This window comes from Bradyrhizobium sp. 613_E4_N2_2, assembly GCF_052075995.1.
GTDB lineage: Bacteria > Pseudomonadota > Alphaproteobacteria > Rhizobiales > Xanthobacteraceae > Bradyrhizobium > Bradyrhizobium barranii.
In genome coordinates this window covers 5,525,043-5,545,149 of record NZ_CP197234.1, presented here as the reverse complement: position 1 = coordinate 5,545,149, position 20,107 = coordinate 5,525,043, and the positions used below count along the sequence as shown (strand labels likewise).

The window sequence follows — 20,107 nt, the reverse complement described above, 5'->3', positions numbered from 1 at the left end:
GCAAAGTCCGGATCATTTCTGCGGCGTGTTTTAGACGTTCATTTACCCTGCATTGCGGGAACCCGCGCATTAATCCATCTCTTAACGCCGACACGGTTAGGTTGCGCGCGAATTTTGAGTGCGCATCATGAGCCGATTTGTTCTTTTCACCTGCATGGCGTTCGTCTCCACGTTCGTGGGCGTCTCCTGGGCGATGCGCGGATTTCCGGTGTCGCACGTTTCGCTGGTCGGTGAATTGAGGCCCACGCTCAGTTCCTCGTTCGGCGATGAGCATTCAAAGGCCAAGCAGCGGAAGGATTGGGAAGCGGAGCACACCCTGCAAAGCGACAAGGACCCGAAGCAAGACGCACTGCGGATGGACGCATTGCAGGCAAGCACCGCTTACGCGATGTCGCCGTGCGACGACACCATGAAGGCGAACCTGAGGGCGGCTACGGAGGCCTATGCGCGGGGCTGGGTGAAGATCTACGACTGCCCAAATCCGAGAATGGGCATGTTCTGCAGCGAAGAGAAGCGCGATCGGGCGAACGCCGCGTATTCCACGCCGCTGGACGTTCGCGTCAAGGCGCAGCTGGCCGAGGCGTTCAAACAAAAGGGCATCGTCAAGGAAGACTTCCCGGAGGATATCCGCGACGTCGTTCTCTGGTTCACCGGGCCTGGTATGTTGTTTGATCCGTCTCCGGTATGCCTGCCACGGCAGCAGGCGTCGGCGAGCTTCAAATGAGCCGCGCCTGGTTCATCGTCTGGGCGCTTGTCATCTGGCAGGTCGCCGCCTGGGCATTCGCTCCGCAGAAGACGGCCCAGCAACCAGCAGCACCGGTCGATGGTCCGGGTTATGGCTCCAACGAAGAGATCTTCGTGGACGGTCGCGCAGGCTTGCGCCGCGAAACCGCTCTGGCGTTCGAGCGCCCTTATGGATCGCGTTGCGCGGGAGAGGGGCGGAAGCAATTCGTCGCCCATATCGACTACTACTACTATCGTCGTCAGAACGACATGGAACACTACCCCAAGATTTTCGGGAAAGCCGGGGCAGACTACATCGCCAAGCAATGGTCGACCGGAGACGACAAGCGCTTCGAACGCCTGACGCAGGAAGCCTACGCGCAAGGCTATCTTGCCCTATCGGATTTCGGTGACGTCGGGCGCAAACTGGCGGAAGCCGTTGTCAGGGGCGAGCGCGTCGTCGCGCATTCCTGCGCAAGCTGACTCAGGTTGGCAGCGGGATCAGCGCTGCGACCTCGCGATCGCCGTGGTTCTCGCTTGCGGCGAGACCCTGCGCGACGCCGACCCGATCGGCCTCAGGGCGGTTCTGGCTCATCTTGCGCTTACCTTCGAACCGCACCACGGGGATGCGCACGCCGACGATCCCTCGCAGCTGCGCGGCGATGAAGTCAGCGGGCGCGTCACTGACCGCCCACGGCTTTGCGCGCGCGCCTTCGTGCTTTTTGGTCAGCCGCGTCACGGCCTCGAGCAGGCGCTCCGGCTCCTGGAAAAATTCCACCGGGCCGTAGGCGTGCACGGCGACGTAATTCCAGGTCGGGACTACCTTGCCGGTCTCCTGCTTGGTCGCATACCAGGACGGCGTCACATAGGCGTCGGGGCCGTTGAAGATGGCGAGCGCATCGCCGATCGGCGGCAGCTTCCATTGCGGGTTGGCCCTGGCGACATGCCCATAGAGCACGCCGTGCCCGCCTTCGCTCTCGTCGAGGAAGAGCGGCAGGGGCGTTGCGACCGGGCCCTCGGCGGTGGCCGTCACCAGGCTGGCGAGGCGCGCACCGCGGATGGTCGCGCGGATGCTCTCGATGTCGTCGTCCTTGAAGGCGGGCGGGATGTACATGGCGTGTCTCCGTTCTCGATGCGGAGATAACCGGAATCTGGCCTATGCAAAACGGCCAGTTTTCTATAATTTGATCAGTCCAGTTCGGCGGCGGCCTGGGCGAGGAGCTTGCAGCCTCTCTCGATCTGCGCGATCTCCAGCGCCGAATAGCCCATGACGAGACCGACGGTCTTCCGCGTCCGGCCTGGCGTCCGGCTTGGGCCGACCAACAACGCAGAGACGGGATAGATGCCGACGCCCTTCGCGCGAGCCGCCTGGATCAATGCATCCTCGCGCTTCTGCGGCAGATCGTCGAGCCACGCCACGACGTGCAGGCCCGCCGCCGTGCCCTCGATCCGGACACGATCTCCGAACCGGCGGCGCAACGCGCCGATCAGTGCCTGCTGGCGCTCGGCGTTGCGCCGGCGCACGCGCCTGACGTGGCTGTCATAGGCGCCGCTTTCGAGCATCGAAGCGAGAGCGTGCTGTTCGATCAGCGGCGTGTGCCGGTCCATGATCTGCTTGGCGGCCGCGAACGGGGATCGCAGCCCGGCGGGCACGACCAGGTAGCCGATCCGCAAGGTCGGGGAGAGCGTCTTGGAGACGGTGCCGAGATAGATCACGTTGTCGCTGCCCTCCAGCGCATGCAGCGGCGGGATCGGCTTGGTGTCGTAGCGATACTCGCTGTCGTAATCGTCCTCGATCACGTAGGCGTCGTGCTTGCGTGCCCAGGCGAGCAATTGGTGCCGGCGTCCGATCGGCATGACGCCGCCGAGCGGATATTGATGCGACGGAGTCACATAGGCGAGCCGGGCCTCGATGCCGTCGAGCCGCGCTGTCTCCAGTCCGTCCGCGTCAACGGGGATCGGCACCGTCTCGGCGCCCGTCGCCGCGAGCGTGTGCCGCGCCATCTGGTAGCCGGGATCCTCCATCACGAAGCGGTCGCCGGCGTCGAGCAGGAGGCGCGCGCAGATGTCGAGCCCCTGCTGCGAGCCGTTCACGACAACGATCTGATCGATCTCGCAGCGGACGCTGCGCGATCGCCACAGATAGCCCTGAAGCGCGGTCCGCAGCCGCAGCGCACCGCAGGGGTCGTCATAGGCCAGCCGCTCGGGCTTGCGCGCCATCGCGGCCGACACGGCCTTCTTCCATGCCAGCACCGGGAAATCCGACGGCGAGAGCTCGCCATAGCGGAAGTTGGCGATGAGCCCGCGCGGCGGCTCGATCCAGCGCGGCGGGTCCGATCGCAGCCGCTCGCCGAAGGCCGACAGAAGCGGCTTGCGCGCCGCGGGCCGCGATGCGGCGCGCGCGCGTCCGCGTTCGACGACGGCGCGGGCAACGCGCGGCCGCGCGCCACGGCGTGTCTCGATAAAACCTTCGGCGGCGAGCTGTTCATAGGCGACGGTCACGGTCGAGCGCGCCACGCCCATCTCGCCGGCAAGCGCCCGCGACGACGGCAGCAGGCCGTCGATGCCGTAGACCCGCGTCAGAATTTGATCCCTCAGGGCTTCGTAGATCTGGCGCGCACCCATGCGGCCGGCACGATCGCCGGGAGTCGTCTTCATCTGGATCATCCACATTCCTGGCTCGGCATTCGTCTGAACGGACGATGCCGGAATGTGGTTCTAGTCCCGTTCGCCGAGAGTTTCGACGTAAGCCTTGCCGTAGGGATAAAAATGCTCTTTGTGGCCCTGATCCCAGAGGGCCTTCAGCCCGGGCGCGGTGATGTCCCAGTCCGGACGGCAATTCATGCTGACGGCTCGGAGATCCTGGCGCAGCTCTTCGACGGTCGGGCGTCCGAAGAACCAATAGCCGTTATAGATCTTGTGAACGCGCAGGCCCGGCTCCAGCACGATGACATGCGGGATCATCGGATTGTGGACGGGATCGGTGTATTCGGCGATGTCGAGATCCTTCTGAACGATCCGCCGCGAATCCGACAGGAAAGGCCAGTGCGCCCCGACGCCGCTGCGATATTCGTTGGTCTGGGTGATGTTGTCGGTGGTGATCGTGACCAGCCGGCAATAGCCGACCTCCATCTCGCGATGGAGTTGCAGCAGACCTTCGGCCTGGCGGCGATCCTTCGGACAGAAGCCGCCGCGGCCGAGAACGAGCACCATCGGATCGCCACCCTGGAGCTCGGAGAGCTTTCGGTGCTTGCCGGTGTGGTCGCTGAGCTCGTAATCCGGGAAGGTTACTCCCGGCATCATGTCAGGTCGCATTGAACTCTCCCATATCTTCCCGCATGTCTGGCGTGGGTGCCGACACTCACAGATCGATGACGACGTCGCCCTGGGGCCGTGAACAGCAGATCAGGACATTGCCGTCCGCTGGTGCGTCGAGCGGATCCGGCGCATAGCTGACAGATCCGGCCACGAGCCCGCTCTCGCAGTTGTGGCAGACCCCGGTGCGGCACGACCAGCGCACGGGAACGTCGCAGGCTTCGGCCAGTTCGAGCAGGCTGGCATATGATGGTCCCCAGCAGACATTGAGGCCGCTGCGGGCGAACGAGACCATCGGGCCCGGGCCGGTTGCGCCGGCCGGCAAGTGCGCCCCCTTCTGCGGGGAGGACGCTATGCCGGGTGTCAGGGATGGTCCCGCGCCGAACATCTCGGTGTGAACGCGATCCGCTGCGATGCCGAGTCCGGCAAGCCCGCGCGAGAGATCGGTCATGAACGGTGCCGGCCCGCACAGATAGAAATCGCCGTCTGAGGGGACGCCGAGGGTTTGAAGCACCCGGAGGTCCAGACGTCCGATCGAGTCGAAATCCACATCGAGACGATCGCCCGGATCGGGCGCGCTGTAGCAGACATGGCCGTGGTGGTGGGCCAGCTCAGCCAACAGCCCGCGCACCTCGGCGGCGAACGCATGTTCGCGACCGTTGCGGGCGCCGTGCAGCCACCAGACCTCTCGCGTCGATGCTTCCGCGGCGAGGGCGTGCAGCATCGCAAGCACCGGCGTTACGCCGATGCCGGCGCTCAGCAAGACGACGGGCCGCGCATCTTGCCGCAGCGTGAAACTTCCGCGTGGCGCGCCGATCTGCACGGCGTCGCCAATTTTGACCTCGTCGGCGACATATTGGCTTGCCGCGCCGTGGGCTTCGCGCTTGATGCTGATGCGCCAGGACGCGGCATCGGAACGGCTCGACAGCGAATAGCTGCGCGTCATCGCCGGTGCCGTGGAGGTGCCGAGCCGCACGACGACGAATTGCCCGGGCAGGGCGGCGGCGACGGGATGTCCGTCTGTGGGTTCGAGGATCAGTGACGTCACGTTGCCGCTTTCGGCGATCTTGCGCGCGACGCGAAACGGTCGGAAGCCGCGCCAGGCCGGAGGCGGGCTCGATGCCGGGCCGAGCCCGGCGTTTCCCGCTGTCGCATCCTTGCGCTGCTGCTCGAGCAGCGCCTCGAAGGAATGACGCCAGCCACCGCTCAGCGCCGGAATTTTCAGCGCGCGCTCCAGGCGGTCACGCGGGTGAGGGGGCAGATAGAGCAGCGCATTGATCTCGGACACGCTCATGCGTTCGGGGCCGTCAGCGACCCGGACGATCTCGTCGCCGGCCTCAACGTCGCCTTCCTCGATCACCCGAAAATAGAAGCCGGGCCGGCCGTGGCTGACGAGCAGCGCGGCCATGTCCGGCTCCTCCATGCGAATGCCGAGCCGGTAGCAGGTGACGCGCGGCTGCGTCACCTCGAACAGGGCGGAGCCGATTTTGTAACGGTCTCCGATGCAGACGTCCCTGTCGGCGAGGCCCTCGACGGTAAAATTCTCGCCGAATTGACCGTGGACGAGGTTCGCTCGACCGAGGTGCTCCTGCCAGTATTGATAGGAGTCCTGCTGGTAGACGTAGACGGCGCGCTGCTCGCCGCCATGGCCGGCGGTATCGCCCTGGCCATCGCCGTCGATGTTGAGCCGGCGCACCCTGCGCGGACCACTGACGGGCGTCTTCCAGACGCCGGTATGAACGGTCTTGCCTTGCCACGCGATGTCGCGCGGCAGGCCGACGTTGACGGAGAGCAGACGGGCCATGGGGTTCCCCGGTGTGACGGGCGCGGCTCTGGCGGATTCCAGGTCGCTGCAATGCCAATCTGCATCCATGTCGGAATTTTGGCCCGTTAGTCGTTGTTAGACGTTGCTAGCCGGTCTTGTCGCCGGCTGTCTGCGCCCCGATCTGGGGAGCAGACACCGCAAGACGGGAGAGCGCGATGGATGATCAGGCGATACTGGCGGCCCTTCAGCGCCATTGGGCTGCGTCGGACGCGAATGATTTCGAGGCCGAGCATGACATCTACCGCGAGGACGCCGTGCTCGACTATCCGCAGTCCGGCGAGCGCATCCGCGGCCGGAGAACGATTCAGGAAAGCCGGTTCGTGCAGCCCAACAAGAAGCGCTTCACGGTCCGCCGGATCGTCGGCGGCGGCGATCTCTGGGTGAGCGAGTTCGTGCTGACCTATGACGGGGTGCCGTCCTATGTCGTCAGCATCATGGAATTTCGCGAAGGACTGGTGGCGCACGAGACGCAATATTTCGGCGAGAAGTTCGATCCCGCGCCGTCGCGCGCGCATCTTGTCGAGGTCGTGAGGTGAGACGCGCGTCAAACGGCGGTCTCGTGCCCCGGACGCAGCGCAGCGCCTCTTCGGCGGTGCGCTGCTGGGCCGGGGCCCATATTGCGGCGGAATGCGTGGCCTTCTGGGTCCCGGCTCTGCGCAGCAACGCGAAGGGCGTTGCAGCGCGTCCGGGACACAAAGAGACGCGCACTATTGGTTAACCAGATCCACTGACACGGAACCCGATGCGGCGGCTGGTCGCAGTCTTGTTGCCTTGATTCCGGCCCACCCATCTTTATGTCTGGAGCGAACAAGAATCCGGGCCCCTCTGGCGAGGACGCCGACAATGTCGGCAAAACCTTGCGATGTCGGATGACCTGTCCCGCGCGAATGCGATGGATCGGCCGATCGTCGGGCCTTATCGAGTTCTCTCCGACCCAATCGTCCCCATCGCAGCTCCGCGCGGTCATTTCGCAACGTAAGGGAGCTACGATGTCCGACGCCGCCACTTCAAATCCGACCGAAATCGAGATCACGGAACCGTCCAGGCTGAACGAGCAGGCTGCGGTCGCGTTGATCATTGCCGGCGCGCTCGTCGCCGTCGCCGACCGGCGCGTTTCGCCGGTCGAGCGCGACGAGGTGATCCGCTTCATCAGGGATCGCGGACTGGCGCCGCACATGAGTGACGACCGGCTGTTTGCGATTTTTGACGAACTGGCGGAACGGCTCGAGGAGCCCGACTTTGCCAATGTGGTGATCGATACGTTGCGTCCGGTCTCGGACCTGCCGCTGTCGGCCCATTTGTTGGAACTGTCGGAGCGCGTCGCGACTGCGGACGAGGACGTGCATCCCCATGAGGTGCAGGCGATCAAGCTGTTGCGCCTGCTGACGCTGGTGCTGCCGCGCGCAAAGCCGGTGGCGCCGGGCAGCGCAGGCGTTGAACGGCGCGCCGCCACGCAGGAGTGAGCATGAGTGCAGCATCGGACGAGCGTACGACAGGAAATGGGGGCACCACCGGCCAGATGGCCGGTGGCGACCCGCGTCTCGACAAGCTCGTCCGCCGCCTGCCGCCGCGTATGGGCGACACCGTCGCCTATCTGCTGAAACCGTCCAGCCGCTGGGTGAGGATCCCTTCGGGCGCGCTGCTCATCGTTGGCGGCGTGCTCTCCTTCCTGCCGGTGCTCGGAGTCTGGATGCTGCCGCTCGGCCTCGCACTGCTCGCCGAAGACGTCCCGGCGTTGCGCGCCTCGCGCTCCAGGGTCCTGGATTGGGTCGAGCGGAAGAAGCCGCAATGGCTCGATCCGTCCGCATTGAAAAATGATCAATCATGATTGAATTCATCACCGCCGACGCGCTGACCGCGCTGCTCCAGGTCATCCTGATCGACCTCGTGCTCGCCGGCGACAACGCCGTCGTCATCGGCCTTGCCGCCGCCGGCCTGCCGGCCGAGCAGCGCCGCCGCGCCATTGTCGTCGGCATCGTCGCCGCCACAGCCTTGCGTATCGTCTTCGCCGGCGTCGCGACCCAGCTCCTGCAGGTGATCGGCCTGCTGCTCGCCGGCGGCGTGCTGTTGCTATGGGTGTGCTGGAAGATGTGGCGCGAGCTGCGCGAGCAGTCCGCGCACACCGAGCTCGCGTTGAGCCATGGCGGCAGCGCGGGCAGCGCACCGGCGTCGCGCAAGACCTTCGGGCAGGCGGCGTTGCAGATCGTCGCCGCCGACGTCTCGATGTCGCTGGACAATGTGCTCGCGGTCGCAGGCGCCGCGCGCGAGCATCCCTACATCCTCGCGTTCGGACTGTTGCTGTCGGTCGCGATGATGGGCGTCGCCGCCGATCTGCTCGGCCGGGTGTTGCAGAAGCAGCGCTGGATCGCCTATGTCGGTCTCGCCATCATCGTTTACGTCGCCTTCGAGATGATCTATCGCGGTTCGCTCGAGCTCGCGCCCGTCATCGCGAGTCTCTGAGGCGACAATTCCTGCCTGCAATCCGGAGTGATCCATGACGCCTGAACCCAAAGCACCTTCGGCGCACGCCGGGCCGCGACCGAAAATCGGCCCATTCGCCCAGCTCATCTTTGGCTCGCGCTGGCTGCAAGTGCCGCTCTATGTCGGCCTCATCGTCGCGCAGGGCGTCTATGTGCTGCTGTTCCTGAAAGAGCTCTGGCACCTGGTTGCGCACTCGTTCGACGCCAGCGAGCAGCAGATCATGCTGGTCGTGCTCGGACTGATCGACGTCGTCATGATCTCGAACCTGCTGGTCATGGTGATCGTCGGCGGCTACGAGACCTTCGTCTCGCGGCTGAACCTGAACGGCCATCCTGACGAGCCGGAATGGCTGAGCCACGTCAACGCCAGCGTGCTGAAGATCAAGCTCGCGATGGCGATCATCGGCATTTCCTCGATCTCGCTGCTCAGGACCTTCATCGAGGCCGGCAATCTCGGCACCACGCGCAGCAATTTCACCGAGTCCGGCGTGATGTGGCAGGTGCTGATCCACCTGACCTTCATCATTTCCGCAATCGGTATCGCCTGGGTCGACCGCATCAGCGAGAGCGGGCACCGCAAGGGTCACGCCTGAGGGGCGATCCGCGCTCTCAGGCGCCGATGGCCAGATGCAACGGACGCCGTCCGCGTGCCAGCGTCTCGGACGGCGCTTCGCCGAAGGCCAGTCTGTAGCTCCTTGAGAAGTCGCCCAGATGCCAGAAGCCGTTACCGAGCGCTGCGGCCTTGACGGTCAAGCCATCGCCCCCGGTCATGAGCTGGACGCGAACGGCCCACAACCGTTTGAGGCGCAGATAGTGGTGCAGGCTCACGCCGTGCACCGCGTGGGTGGCGACCTGGAGCGTGCGCACGGACACGCCGAGCGCGGCGGCGAGGTCGTCGCTGTAGAGCGGCTTGCTGCCGAACAGCGCAACGACGTCGTCGAGATGCGCGATCAGCTTGCGGTGCTTGTCGAATGAACCGGGGCGGGCGCTGCGTGCGCCTGCCGGCAGCAGGGTGGCGTCGAGGCCGGCGAGCAGCGTTTCCTGGATCGGGCGGTAGAGCGCCTCGAATTGCCGGGGATCGTTGCATGCCGACGCCAGCGAGAACATCTCCACGATAGCCGCGCGCAGGCGCGTCATCGGATCGTCCTGCGTGCGGACATAGGCGAGGCCGGTGTCGAAATCCGCCCAGCCGCGATGGCGCATGTCCGAGTTGAAGCGCAGCATCAGGTAAGTGTTGGGGTGATGCTCGATCGCCTTGACGGGGGCTTTGCCGCGCATGACGGCGATCATCGAACTATCGACCTCGCGGCCATTGGCGATGGAGTGAAAGGTGAGGGGAACAACGAGGCCGACGCCGTTGTCCGTGCCGATCTCGGCCTCAAACCGCCGTGCAAAGGAGCGCTGGAGCACGAAGAGCCCGTCGCGGAGCGGCAGGATGGCGCGAGACAGCGAGAATTCCCGCGGACGGAGCGGCGTGCTGGTGCCGAGACCGAGCACCTCGTTGGCGCGAAATTCGTCGAAGTCCGAGAAGCGCTCGACGCCGAGGACGCGCGATGGCTTTAGCCGACGTACCGGCATTTCGGGATCCCAGGGCATGTCGGGGTGAGCGGGTTTAATCCGCACAAGCGTATCAGAGGCCCGACCGTCGGCCATATTCCGGGAAACTACTGCCTGCGCGGCGGCGACAGGGGAAGTCGGCGCGCTGCTGTGAGGACTTCACGGACAAGTACGCGAGTCCGGCAGGCTCAGATCGTTCACTTCAGAATTTCGCACACCGTAGGATGTGATCCGACGTCAAGCTTCGCGTTGCTTGTAGAGATGCTCCGCCACCACGCCTCCAACGCGTCGCGCTCGCAGCCGAGCCTGACGCTCATGCCGCCGGCGAACTTGATCCAGTCGGCGAAATGGTCTCTGCCAACCGCGATCACCACGGGAATGTCGGCGTCGAGCGCGCGTCCGATCAGATGGGACAGGCCCTTGCCGTCGCGCTCGCGCTTGCCGAAGCGGTTGATGATGACGAGATCGGCGCCATGCGAGAGCGCGTCCGCGATCCGCATCCCCGCATTTTGCAGCCGCGCGAGATCGAGACGGCAGCCGCGGGCGGCCGGATCGAAATCCTGCGCGAGCAGAAGCGTCTCGCCGCTGTGAAGCAGCACGGCCGACAGGCTCGAATCCGCGCATTGGCCGGCCTGAACCATGCCGACGACGCGACAGCCACGCGCATTCAGATCCGCCGCGAAGCTGCGCAGGACCGTGTCGGGGTCCTGATGCGCCTCGTAGACGAGGGCGGCGAGGTCGCATTGCGCGTCGAACATGGTCGGCCTCCGTTTGACGGCAAAGAATTGGGGCCGCGACGTTTCCGCCGCGGCCCCGGTTTTCCGATCAGGCCGCCGGCGGGCCGTTGATGATCTGCAGCTGTGTGAACTCGGCGAGACCTTCCTCGGCGAATTCAGTGCCGATGCCCGACTGCTTGGCGCCGCCGAACGGGATGTGCGGGGCCATGTCGAGGTGCTTGTTGATCCAGACCGTGCCGGACTCGAGCTGCGTTGCGACCTCGTGCGCGCGCTTGATGTCGGACGACCAGACCGACGCGCCGAGGCCGTAGGTGGTGGCGTTGGCGCGGCGGATCGCGTCGTTCTTGTCGGAATACTTGATCAGCGGCAGCACCGGGCCGAACTGCTCCTCGTCGACCAGCTTGGAGCCTTCCTGGATGTCGCGCACGATGGTCGGCTCGATGAAATAGCCGGGGCGGTCCATCGCCGAACCACCGGCGACCACCTTGCCGTTCTTGCGGGCGTCCTCGAGGAACGTCTTCACCTTCTCGTACTGCATCTTGTTCTGCAGCGGCCCGAGCTTGGTGCCCTGCTTGGCGCCGTCGTCGACCACCGTGCTCTTGGCGATCGCGACCAGTTCGTTGCAGAGCTCGTCATAGACGGACTCGTGGACGTAGAGCCGCTTGATGGCGAGGCAGACCTGGCCGGAGTTCTGGAACGCGCCCTCGAAGATGCCGGGAGCGACCTTCTTCGGGTCGACATCGTCGAGCACGATGCCGGCGTCGTTGCCGCCGAGCTCGAGCGTGATGCGCTTGAGCGTCTGCGCCGCGCTCGCCATCACCTTCTGCCCCGTGGCGGAAGAGCCGGTGAACGAGATCTTGCGGATATCAGGATGCTTGGTCATCTCGCCGCCGAGGTCGTTGGCGTCGGTGATGAAGTTGAGAACGCCCTTCGGCAGGACGTCCTTGATCAACTCGGCGAAGCGCAGGGTCGCCAGCGGCGTGGTCGGCGCCGGCTTCACCACCAGCGTGTTGCCGGCGAGCAGCGCCGACGGCAGCTTGAAGCTGAGGATGAGCAGCGGATAGTTCCAGGGAATGATGGCGCCGACGACGCCGAGCGGGCGGCGATAGGCTTCCACCTTGCGGTCACCGGAATCCTCGATCACCTTCATCGGCAATTCGAGCGAGCTGAGGTAGCGGAAGAACGCGGCCATGCCGAGGACCTCGCCGGTGGCGTCGCCAAGCGGCTTGCCTTGCTCGCTGGTGAGGATGTGGGCGAGCTCGCCCGAATTGGCCTCGATCACGTCGGCCATCTCGTTCACGAGCTTGCGGCGTTCCGCCATCGGGGTCGCGGCCCAGGCCGGGAAGGCGGCCTTCGCCGCGGCGACGGCGGCATCAAGCTGCGCCTTCGAGGCACGCGGACACTGCGCCAGCACCTCTTCGGTCGCGGGATTGAGAACCGGCATGGTCTGGTCGCCGGGCACCATCTTGCCGTCGATGAGAAGATTGTAGTCACTCATTGGCTTTGCGCTCCCTTGCAGAAACGGGCCGTTCGGGGCCTCGTTATATCGAACTATATATCACGACTTCGCCGGGCCGACCATGGCGGCCGGTTCGATCAATTCCAGAAAAGCAGGGCTGGACGCGGGTGGACATATCGATATATCGTGATGAATATAGCGAACCGTGTTCCGGGACTGACGATGGAAATCAAGGTGAGGCAGCTCACGACCTGCGAGGTGGCGTCCGACGGCGGCGCGATCTCGCTGGGCTTCGAGGATCTGGCGGGCAACCCCGCCGCGGTCAGTGTCTCGCTCAACCAGGTCGGCGCCCTCATCATGACGCTGCCCGGGCTGCTCGAGGCGGCGCTGAAGGCCCGCTACGGCGACCAGAGCCTGCGCTACGCCTATCCGCTGGCGTCCTGGGCGATCGAGCAGGCGACCGATACGACCCAGCGCATCATTACGCTTCAAACCGAGGACGGCTTCAAGGTGCGCTTCTCGATCCCGAAAGCCGAGCAGAGCCTGCTCGGCGAAGCGCTGACCCAGCCGATGCCGGAAATGTCGGTGCGGCCGAACTAGCGGCTTGGGCCAAAGGCGCAAACAAAACACCGCCTAAGAATGAAATTGCCGCTTGGGCCGGTCGAGCGCCGGAAATGTTGCACGCGTCGCCTGAACTAGAGAATCGCTTTGCCTGTTCGCCAGCCTAAAGTTGCGGGCGGGTAGAGGTGGCAAGCGATGAGCGATGTTCGAACGGGTTTCCTGGACGCTATCGGCAACACGCCATTGATCAGGCTGCGAATGCCGTCGGAGGCCACGGGTTGCGAGATCTATGGCAAGGCCGAATTTCTCAATCCCGGCGGCTCGATCAAGGATCGCGCGGCGCTGGCCATGATCGACGATGCCGAACGATGCGGCAAGCTTGGGCCGGGAGGCGTCATCGTCGAAGGAACGGCCGGCAATGTCGGAATCGGCATAGCGCTCGTGGCGAATGCACGCGGCTATCGAAGCGTGATCGTGATGCCTGACACGCAAAGTCAGGAGAAGAAGGACATGTTGCGGCTGTGCGGTGCCGACCTGCGCCTGGTGCCGGCCGTACCCTATTCCAATCCGGGTCATTACGCGCGCTATTCCGGTCAGCTCGCCGAGGAGCTCGGTGCTTTCTGGGCCAATCAGTTCGATAACGTCGCCAATCGGGAGGGCCACTATCGCACGACCGGTCCTGAGATTTGGCAGCAGACGGCTGGAAGAATCGACGGCTTCACATGTGCCGTCGGGAGCGGCGGTACCTTGGGTGGGATCGCGCGGGCCCTCAAGGAGCGAAATCCCGGCATCAAGATCGCGCTCAGCGATCCCATGGGGGCCGCGCTCTATAATTGGTTCACCAAAGGCGAGCTCACGACGGAAGGAGACTCCATCACCGAAGGGATCGGGCAAGTCCGTGTCACCAGGAACCTGGAAGGCACGCCCATCGATGCGGCATATCAGATTACGGACGAGGAAGCGCTGCCCGTTCTGTTCGACCTGATCGAGCATGAAGGACTGGTGCTGGGGGGCTCAAGCGCGATCAATATCGTTGGAGCCATGCGACTTGCGCGCGACCTCGGTCCAGGCAAAACCATCGTGACCATCCTCGCGGATGGCGGACAGCGCTATCAATCCAAGCTGTTCAACCCGGAATTCCTGCGCAAGAAAAATCTGCCCCTGCCACGCTGGATGCGATAGCGAGCCGCCAGGATGCGCGCCCGTCCGTTCACGATTTCCGCGAACGGCCGATGTCGCTCTTGAGCGCTTCCAGCTCCTTGTGCACGGCGCGGGCGGCGTCGCGTTCGATCTTGCGGTAGCGCGCGACAAGCTTTTCGCCGAAGGGAGTGAGCATCGCGCCGCCGCCGTTCTTGCCGCCGGCCTGCGGCTCGACCGCGGGATGTCCGCAAATGCGGTTGATCTCGTCCACGAGATCCCAGGCACGCTTGTAGGACATGTCCATGGCGCGGCCGGCCGCCGAGATCGAGCCTTGCTCGCGGATCTGCTCCAAAAGCTCGATCTTGCCGGGCCCGATCCGATCCTCGCCATCGAGGTCGATGCGCAGACTGAGCTGGGGAAGCGATTTGGCGCTCGCGCGCGGCATGACGGGGTCTCTTGGGGCACTTGCATGCGAGATTGCCACTCTTGCCCGCCGCGGACAAGGTGAGGGCGCCTGATTTCCCAAAAGATGGACCTTTGTCGAGGTCCCAAGGGCACGGGCTTCAGCCCCGTGCCCTTGATCGCTGCATCTTATTCCGCGGGGCTTCCGACCACCGCGCCCTGACTGACGTCCTCGCGGGCGAGGATCATCAAAAGGCCGACGATGATGAGCTCGACCACCGCGAAAGCAATGAAGGCGCCGGTGAACGAGCCGGCCGAGGCGTTGATGATCGCGCCCATCATCCAGGGCGCCACGAAGGCCGAGAAGATGCCAAATACCTCGGCGTATCCAATCGCGGCCGGTGCGAGCGCGTCGGAGTATTTTTCGCTGAGCAGGGCGAAGATAGCGCCGCCGCCGAGAAGCGCGATACCGCTGAGTGCTGCAAACAGCACCAGCATCGAGAACGACATCGGTGTGACCACGCTCCACAGGAACATCAGCGCGGTCAGGAAAGCGAGACATGCGGTGAGTTTGATCATGAAGGGCTTGCCGAGTCGATCGGACATGTAGCCGCCAATCACCAGGAATAGCACCTGCGACAACCCCATGACGGTGCCAATGACAGCGCCGGCTTCCGGCGGCATGTGCTGTACTGTGATGAAGGCCGGCACCACCCAGGTGGCGGTGCCGGCGATCGCGAAGGTGCAGGCCACGATGCCGAAGCCGCCGACCGCGATCCATTTCGAGCGGAAGATCTCACCGAGCGGCAGGTGCTCCTGCGGTGTTTCGTTGCCCCAGGTGAAACCGTCGATGCCGAGCTCGCGCGGATTGTTGCGGACGACGAGTGCGTCGACGGCTGCAACGAGCAGCGTGCCGATTGCCAGCACGGCGAAGAAGGTCCGCCAACCGGTCGCAATCGTCAGGGGAATGCCGAGCGCGAAATCCATGGTGATGGCGAGGCTGTAGGCGGCGAGGATGATGCCTACCACCGAGCCACGCCGACTTTGCGGAAACCAGCCGAAGATCAGCTTCATGTTGCCGATGAAGATGCCGGCGTCGAAGAAGCCGATCACGAGCCGGAGCATCAAGAGCTGTGTGTAGCTTTGTACGAACACCTGGAGCACCATGCCGATACCAGTGCCCGCAAGCCCGATCAGCAGCATGTTGCGCGCCGTCATCGACCGGCTGACCGGAGACCACACCACCATGCCGATACCGTAGGTCAGCGCAAAGATGCCTTGCGCAAGCCCGGCCTCGGCGGGATTGAGCTTGAGGCTCTCGGAGACGAAGGGCAGTACGGCCGCGAAGGCATACCAGTCGGCGGCGAGAAAGATCTCGCAGAGGATGGCGAGGGCCAGCATGCCTTTTTGCCACCGGGCTATCCGACGGCGGTCGTTCTCGGAGATGGACGTCCAAGTTGTTGTCAGCATGGTCATCATCGGTTCTCGCGGTTTACGTGTCGACGGAATCGGCGTGGCCTCAGGCGGGCGGCGGCAGGAAGTTGACCTCGTGTTCGGCGGCACGTCGCACGACCTCCTGCGGATCGGGGAGATTGTGGATGCGCTCGAACAGCTCTTTCAGCGACCGCGTCGGTGCGACCCAGAACAGGCTGGTGGCGGTTTCACCCGACTTGTTGAAAATGCCGTGGGGGATGCCCTTGGGCATGCGGACGAGGTCGCCGGCCTTGGCGACAAAGTCCTTGCCGTCGAGCCAGAGGTCGTAGCGGCCGCTCAGCACATAGACGAATTCATCCTGAGTCGGATGCACGTGCGGCGGCACGAAGGTGCCATCCGGAAACACGGCATGCCAGGCCATCGACGCCTCGGAATGCTGCTTCAGCGTGTAGGTCTGGCCCAGAATGTTCCAGATGACGTTGCCAAAGCCTTCTTTGGCAGGGGTCACGCCCGGAGGCATCTCGATCATGGTGGTGTCCTCTGTTGTGTGCGGATCAATCGGCGAGAAAATCGGTGACGTAGTGTGCGGAAGACGGCGTTTCCTCGAACACGAGATGACCGGTCGCCGGCACCAGCGTCACGCGTGCGTCGGGGAGCCCTGCTTTCCAGGCATCTGCCTGGGCGGTTGGGCGCAAACGATCTGCGGCCCCCCAGAGCACTAGCGTCGGCATCGTGATCCGATGCAGCCAGTGCGCGAGCTTGGGATTGCCCTGCGGTTCGCTGCGGATTAGCTTGGCAAAGCCCGTGACCTCGCGTCCAAGGCGGGCGTCGAAGGCCGGATCGGGCGCCTTGGGAAAGTAACGGAGTGCCGCGGCCGGATCGTGCGCGAGATAGGCTGGCAGTTCTTGCGGTGCGATCTCGAACAATCCGGGCGCAGGCGCGCTTCCGACGACAAGACCGGCGGGCGCAACCAGCACCAGCTTGCGGACCCGATGCCGCTGACGGATCGCGAACTCCGCGGCAAGCCATCCGCCGAGCGAGAACCCGGCGAGGTCGAACTGCTCAAGGCCAAGCTTGTCGAACAGATCCATGTAGTGAAGGACGTGATCCTCGACCGTGTCGATCGTCTCGGAGTCGCCGGAGTCGCCAAAGCCCGCATGATAGGGGATGATGACCGTGTGCCGCTTCGCCCAATCGCGCGCCATCTCGAAGCCGGTGAAGGTGCCGGTGCCGTGCAGGAACACCAGCACGGGGCCGCTTCCGATGCTGTGAACGACGGTCCGCACGCCGTTGATCGTATGTTCCGCGCGGGAGAAGCCGGTGAGATCGGGCGAGGGTTTGACGGTATCAAGCATGGTCGTCTCCGGTTGAAGGCGGCAGAGCCGGGCGTTGGTGAGTCATGCGGCGGCTTCCTGGCGACCGCTGAGAAGTGAGGCGAATTGTTCGACGGCGTTGGCGAGCCGCGCGGCCGTCATTGGTGCGAGCGGCTCGCCCGGTACGATCTCGCCGCTGCTGGCGTAGATCGCCGTCGAAACGGTGCAGGCTTCGAAGAAGCCGAACAGCGGGCGGAGCTGGTGCTCGACCACCAGCGAGTGGCGCAGGCCGCCGCCGACCGCGGTCAGCAGCACCGGGCGGTTGCGCAGCACGCTGGGTTCGATCAAGTCGAATACGTGCTTGAACAATCCGGGATAAGAGCCCTGGAACACCGGGCATCCGATCACGAGGCCATCGGCTTGTTCGATGGCCTCGACGACGGCGCGCGCATTGTCATCGAGTGCGGTCCGGGTGAAGCCGGCGATGCCGCAACCGGCATCGACAAGGTCGAGGACGGTGGTCTTCAGTCCATGCTGCGCCTGAAGATCGGCAGCGACGGCTTCCACCAGCATGCGCGACTTCGCCGGGCGCCAACTATTGCCGCAGAAGCCAACGATGCGGGATGTCCTCACCTCGACGCCCTCGTGTCTGGTCGCTTGCTCAGCCCGTCACCCCGAAGACCGTCCATTGCGCACCAGGGCCGGGGAGGCCGAGCAGCGCGCGGCCGCACTCTTCGACGATCTGGTCGGCCATCAGGATGTGCTGCGTGCCCGAATGGATGTCGCGATAGAACCGCTGCATCGGCGTGTTGTGCAGCGAGGCGCCGCGCGCGGCGCGATGCGCGAAGGTGGCGACATCCGACAGAACGTCGTGGACGTGGCGCAGTGACAGCTTGATCATCGTCATCTGCTCCAGCGACGGACTTTCGCCGCCGGCGCAAGTCTCCGAGACGTCCTTCCAGGTTTCGTGGACCAACGCACGTGCTGCGCGGAAACGAGCTTCGGCCTGCGCAAACTGGAACTTGAAGCTCGCGCTGTCGCGCGACTTGCCGAATGGATCCTGGCGCTGAACGATCACCTTGACGAGTTCGTCGAGCATGCGGCGGCCGACACCGACGGCCCAGGCGGAATGCGCCCAGGCGCTGTAGCCCGCCAGTCCCAGCGCACCCTGCACGCCACCTCGGCGCGGCGCGCCAATGTCAAAATCGTAGGTCATGTCCGTGGGTACGAACAGCTCGTCGCCCTCGCTCAAAGTGTAGTCGAAACTTCCCGTCGCGCGCAGGCCGAGCACGTCCCAATTGCCCATCAACTTGATGGTCGCGCGCGGATGGTGGGTGACGACGATCTTGGGCTGGCCGTTCGGGCCGAACACCATGTCTTTGCCGGATGCGTCGGTGACGAAGCAGCCTGAATGGACCCACTCGGCGTGCTGAATGCCGCTGCCATAGGCCCAGTTACCGCGGATCATGTAACCGCCATCGACCGGTCGGGCGAAGCCGCGCGGCACGCCGTTGCCGGCAATCGTAATGTCGGGCCCGCCCGCGAAGACTTTCTTGATGCCTTCGTCCTCGATGTAGATGGCGAGCGTCGTGCCTTCCATGTTGTTGCCGATGACGCACCAGCCGGCGGAGGCGTGTGCGTAAGCGAGCCGCTCGATCACGGTCATGGCGTCGTAAGGCAGAAGCTCGGCGCCGCCGACCTCCTTCGGGAACAGCATGGTGTAGATGCCGGCCTTGCGCAGCGCCGCCACCACATCGTCAGTCAGATAGCCCTGTGCCTCGGCCTCCGCGGCCCTGGATTCGACCAGCGGTAGCAGCGCGTCGAGGCGCGCATGGAACTCGGCCACCGTCGGGGTCGCGGAAGGTTTTACGGCGAGTTGCACGGAAGGGCTCATGGTCGGTGTCTCCACGTCGGGCTGTTGGTTTTTCGCGAAACGCTGCTGGACGCGAAGATCTGGGTCGGGCGGAACACGCCGCTTGCGGGCAAGACTCCGCTCACACGGCCAAAGACTGTTGGTGCGCGCGACGAACGGCTCGCGTTGGTGTCGAGATGTCCCCGTCGGAACCGCGCGAACGTCGTTACGCGATCCCGATGGCCAGGATGCTAGAGATGAGGCGGCTAAAGCAGCAATCCCCCATCATGGGGGGGGTTGGCCATGCTGCTCTGCCGCAAAGCTGGGCCGGGAGAGCCATGTTTTGCCGCTTCTTTTCGCTTGACCAAAGGTCAGGTGAGGCAGAAATTTTAAGCCTATAACAATCGGCAATGACGCGCGCGTGTCCGAGGGCACCGCGCGTTCGCGCGAGGAGTGGCGGTGAGAGCCGAGCAGGAGCATTTGGATGGTCTGCCCGAGCGCCAGCTCGCAGATCGGCTGATGTCCATCGCCGAGAGCCGCTCGGTGCGCGCCCTTGGCATTGCCTGCTGCTCGGCGATCACGGAATTGACGGGATCGCCGACCGTCGGCCTCTATTTGCTCGACGGGCTCGAACCGGAACTGGTCTACAGCCGGCACGTCGCAGAAGGCCTGCTCGACAATTACAGGGCCGGCTTCTGGAAGCGCGACCCCGTGCTCGACTGCATCATGACCCAAGGCCGCGCGGTCGACGGCGAAACGGTGATCGGTCCGCAGCAATGGCGGCACAGTCCGTCCTTCGAGATGCTGCACGAGTGGGGCTTTGCATACAACATGGGCGGACCGTTGTGGTGCGGGCAGAAGATCGTCGGCGTGCTGTTTACGGCGACGACTGATACGGACGCGCCGTACACGATGCGGTCGCGGCAGCGCATGGAGATGCTGTGTCGGGCCGGCTCGCTCGCTTTGACCAACATGACGAACGCGGGCGCGATCGACGCCCATCCTGCCGCAATCCGGGTCCCCGAGCCGGCAACGACGCCGGTGGCGACGCTCTCGGCATCGCTTCCGCCACGGTCCGCGGACGTCGCCATCCGGGTCTGCCGCGGCCAGACCAACAAGGAAATCGCCCGCGAGATGGGGATTTCCGATCAGACCGTGAAGGAGCACGTCGCGAACCTGTGCCGACGCTTCGGCGTGCACAACCGCACCGAGCTTGCGGCCTGCCTGCTGAGTCCGAGCGCTCGGCAATAAGGTGCCGCGCCGGGTTAGATGTGGTTGACGATCAGCTTGAGCGAGCCGACGAAGGCCG

Annotated in this window: 23 protein-coding genes; 10 read left to right on the top strand and 13 right to left on the bottom strand. The window is 64.7% G+C overall.

Annotated features, from left to right (window positions below; translation table 11 throughout):
- The first annotated feature begins 127 nt into the window (after positions 1-127).
- Together AB7290_RS26885 and AB7290_RS26880 are read left to right on the top strand one after the other, a co-directional pair.
- Positions 128-724, top strand: coding sequence for a hypothetical protein (locus tag AB7290_RS26885; RefSeq protein WP_224581006.1), 597 nt, complete (start codon positions 128-130; stop codon positions 722-724).
- Positions 721-1,206 (top strand): hypothetical protein, encoded by a 486-nt coding sequence (locus tag AB7290_RS26880; RefSeq protein ID WP_085404860.1) that lies wholly within the window; start codon positions 721-723, stop codon positions 1,204-1,206. The genes AB7290_RS26885 and AB7290_RS26880 overlap by 4 nt, the downstream gene beginning before the upstream one ends.
- A gap of 1 nt (position 1,207) precedes the next feature.
- On the opposite strand, the gene AB7290_RS26875 is transcribed toward AB7290_RS26880, so the two are convergent.
- The 4 genes from AB7290_RS26875 to AB7290_RS26860 form a co-directional block, all read right to left on the bottom strand.
- Positions 1,208-1,837 carry an FMN-binding negative transcriptional regulator gene (locus tag AB7290_RS26875; protein WP_085404859.1) on the bottom strand — a complete coding sequence of 210 codons (630 nt, stop codon included), beginning with the start codon at positions 1,835-1,837 and terminating at the stop codon, positions 1,208-1,210.
- Between the two features lie 74 nt (positions 1,838-1,911).
- Positions 1,912-3,390, bottom strand: coding sequence for a MocR-like pyridoxine biosynthesis transcription factor PdxR (pdxR, locus tag AB7290_RS26870; RefSeq protein WP_085404942.1), 1,479 nt, complete (start codon positions 3,388-3,390; stop codon positions 1,912-1,914).
- 51 nt (positions 3,391-3,441) lie between these two features.
- Entirely contained in the window at positions 3,442-4,038 is a 597-nt protein-coding gene (locus tag AB7290_RS26865) for a redoxin domain-containing protein (RefSeq protein ID WP_085404858.1), read from the bottom strand.
- 46 nt (positions 4,039-4,084) lie between these two features.
- The gene (locus tag AB7290_RS26860) at positions 4,085-5,842 is read right to left on the bottom strand and encodes an MOSC and FAD-binding oxidoreductase domain-containing protein (protein ID WP_085404857.1); all 1,758 of its coding nucleotides are present in this window, start codon (positions 5,840-5,842) and stop codon (positions 4,085-4,087) included.
- A gap of 176 nt (positions 5,843-6,018) precedes the next feature.
- Here AB7290_RS26860 and AB7290_RS26855 point away from each other — a divergent pair, with 176 nt between their 5' ends.
- The 5 genes from AB7290_RS26855 (at position 6,019) to AB7290_RS26835 (ending at position 8,936) form a co-directional block, all read left to right on the top strand.
- On the top strand, positions 6,019-6,399 hold the full coding sequence (locus AB7290_RS26855; RefSeq protein WP_085404856.1) for a nuclear transport factor 2 family protein: 381 nt from the start codon (positions 6,019-6,021) through the stop codon (positions 6,397-6,399).
- A 453-nt stretch (positions 6,400-6,852) separates the two neighbouring features.
- Positions 6,853-7,326 carry a TerB family tellurite resistance protein gene (locus AB7290_RS26850; protein WP_085404855.1) on the top strand — a complete coding sequence of 158 codons (474 nt, stop codon included), beginning with the start codon at positions 6,853-6,855 and terminating at the stop codon, positions 7,324-7,326.
- Between the two features lie 2 nt (positions 7,327-7,328).
- Positions 7,329-7,691 (top strand): hypothetical protein, encoded by a 363-nt coding sequence (locus AB7290_RS26845; protein WP_085404854.1) that lies wholly within the window; start codon positions 7,329-7,331, stop codon positions 7,689-7,691.
- Positions 7,688-8,323 (top strand): TerC family protein, encoded by a 636-nt coding sequence (locus AB7290_RS26840; protein WP_085404853.1) that lies wholly within the window; start codon positions 7,688-7,690, stop codon positions 8,321-8,323. Before AB7290_RS26845 ends, AB7290_RS26840 begins: the two co-directional genes overlap by 4 nt.
- A gap of 34 nt (positions 8,324-8,357) precedes the next feature.
- Positions 8,358-8,936 carry a TIGR00645 family protein gene (locus tag AB7290_RS26835; protein WP_085404852.1) on the top strand — a complete coding sequence of 193 codons (579 nt, stop codon included), beginning with the start codon at positions 8,358-8,360 and terminating at the stop codon, positions 8,934-8,936.
- Positions 8,937-8,952: 16 nt separating this feature from the next.
- On the opposite strand, the gene AB7290_RS26830 is transcribed toward AB7290_RS26835, so the two are convergent.
- The 3 genes from AB7290_RS26830 to AB7290_RS26820 all read right to left on the bottom strand — a co-directional run bounded on the left by AB7290_RS26830 (position 8,953) and on the right by AB7290_RS26820 (position 12,135).
- Entirely contained in the window at positions 8,953-9,921 is a 969-nt protein-coding gene (locus tag AB7290_RS26830; RefSeq protein WP_167767998.1) for a helix-turn-helix domain-containing protein, read from the bottom strand.
- Positions 9,922-10,097: 176 nt separating this feature from the next.
- On the bottom strand, positions 10,098-10,658 hold the full coding sequence (locus AB7290_RS26825; RefSeq protein ID WP_085404850.1) for a DUF2478 domain-containing protein: 561 nt from the start codon (positions 10,656-10,658) through the stop codon (positions 10,098-10,100).
- Between the two features lie 67 nt (positions 10,659-10,725).
- On the bottom strand, positions 10,726-12,135 hold the full coding sequence (locus AB7290_RS26820) for an aldehyde dehydrogenase family protein (protein ID WP_085404849.1): 1,410 nt from the start codon (positions 12,133-12,135) through the stop codon (positions 10,726-10,728).
- A 183-nt stretch (positions 12,136-12,318) separates the two neighbouring features.
- Here AB7290_RS26820 and AB7290_RS26815 point away from each other — a divergent pair, with 183 nt between their 5' ends.
- Both AB7290_RS26815 and AB7290_RS26810 read left to right on the top strand, forming a co-directional pair.
- Positions 12,319-12,696 carry a hypothetical protein gene (locus AB7290_RS26815; protein ID WP_028159380.1) on the top strand — a complete coding sequence of 126 codons (378 nt, stop codon included), beginning with the start codon at positions 12,319-12,321 and terminating at the stop codon, positions 12,694-12,696.
- 156 nt (positions 12,697-12,852) lie between these two features.
- Entirely contained in the window at positions 12,853-13,839 is a 987-nt protein-coding gene (locus AB7290_RS26810) for a cysteine synthase A (protein WP_085404848.1), read from the top strand.
- Positions 13,840-13,867: 28 nt separating this feature from the next.
- On the opposite strand, the gene AB7290_RS26805 is transcribed toward AB7290_RS26810, so the two are convergent.
- The 6 genes from AB7290_RS26805 to AB7290_RS26780 all read right to left on the bottom strand — a co-directional run bounded on the left by AB7290_RS26805 (position 13,868) and on the right by AB7290_RS26780 (position 18,840).
- On the bottom strand, positions 13,868-14,242 hold the full coding sequence (locus AB7290_RS26805) for a winged helix-turn-helix domain-containing protein (RefSeq protein WP_085404847.1): 375 nt from the start codon (positions 14,240-14,242) through the stop codon (positions 13,868-13,870).
- A gap of 146 nt (positions 14,243-14,388) precedes the next feature.
- Positions 14,389-15,600, bottom strand: coding sequence for an MFS transporter (locus AB7290_RS26800; protein WP_085404941.1), 1,212 nt, complete (start codon positions 15,598-15,600; stop codon positions 14,389-14,391).
- Between the two features lie 118 nt (positions 15,601-15,718).
- Positions 15,719-16,162 carry a cupin domain-containing protein gene (locus tag AB7290_RS26795; RefSeq protein ID WP_028159377.1) on the bottom strand — a complete coding sequence of 148 codons (444 nt, stop codon included), beginning with the start codon at positions 16,160-16,162 and terminating at the stop codon, positions 15,719-15,721.
- Positions 16,163-16,187: 25 nt separating this feature from the next.
- Positions 16,188-16,988, bottom strand: a complete 801-nt coding sequence (locus AB7290_RS26790) for an alpha/beta fold hydrolase (protein ID WP_085404846.1) — start codon at positions 16,986-16,988, stop codon at positions 16,188-16,190.
- Between the two features lie 42 nt (positions 16,989-17,030).
- Positions 17,031-17,579 (bottom strand): NAD(P)H-dependent oxidoreductase, encoded by a 549-nt coding sequence (locus AB7290_RS26785; protein ID WP_071915146.1) that lies wholly within the window; start codon positions 17,577-17,579, stop codon positions 17,031-17,033.
- A 28-nt stretch (positions 17,580-17,607) separates the two neighbouring features.
- The gene (locus AB7290_RS26780) at positions 17,608-18,840 is read right to left on the bottom strand and encodes an acyl-CoA dehydrogenase family protein (protein ID WP_085404940.1); all 1,233 of its coding nucleotides are present in this window, start codon (positions 18,838-18,840) and stop codon (positions 17,608-17,610) included.
- Positions 18,841-19,257: 417 nt separating this feature from the next.
- On the opposite strand from AB7290_RS26780, the gene AB7290_RS26775 reads away from it, so the two are divergent.
- Positions 19,258-20,049, top strand: coding sequence for a response regulator transcription factor (locus AB7290_RS26775; RefSeq protein WP_135214413.1), 792 nt, complete (start codon positions 19,258-19,260; stop codon positions 20,047-20,049).
- The last annotated feature ends 58 nt before the right edge of the window (positions 20,050-20,107 follow it).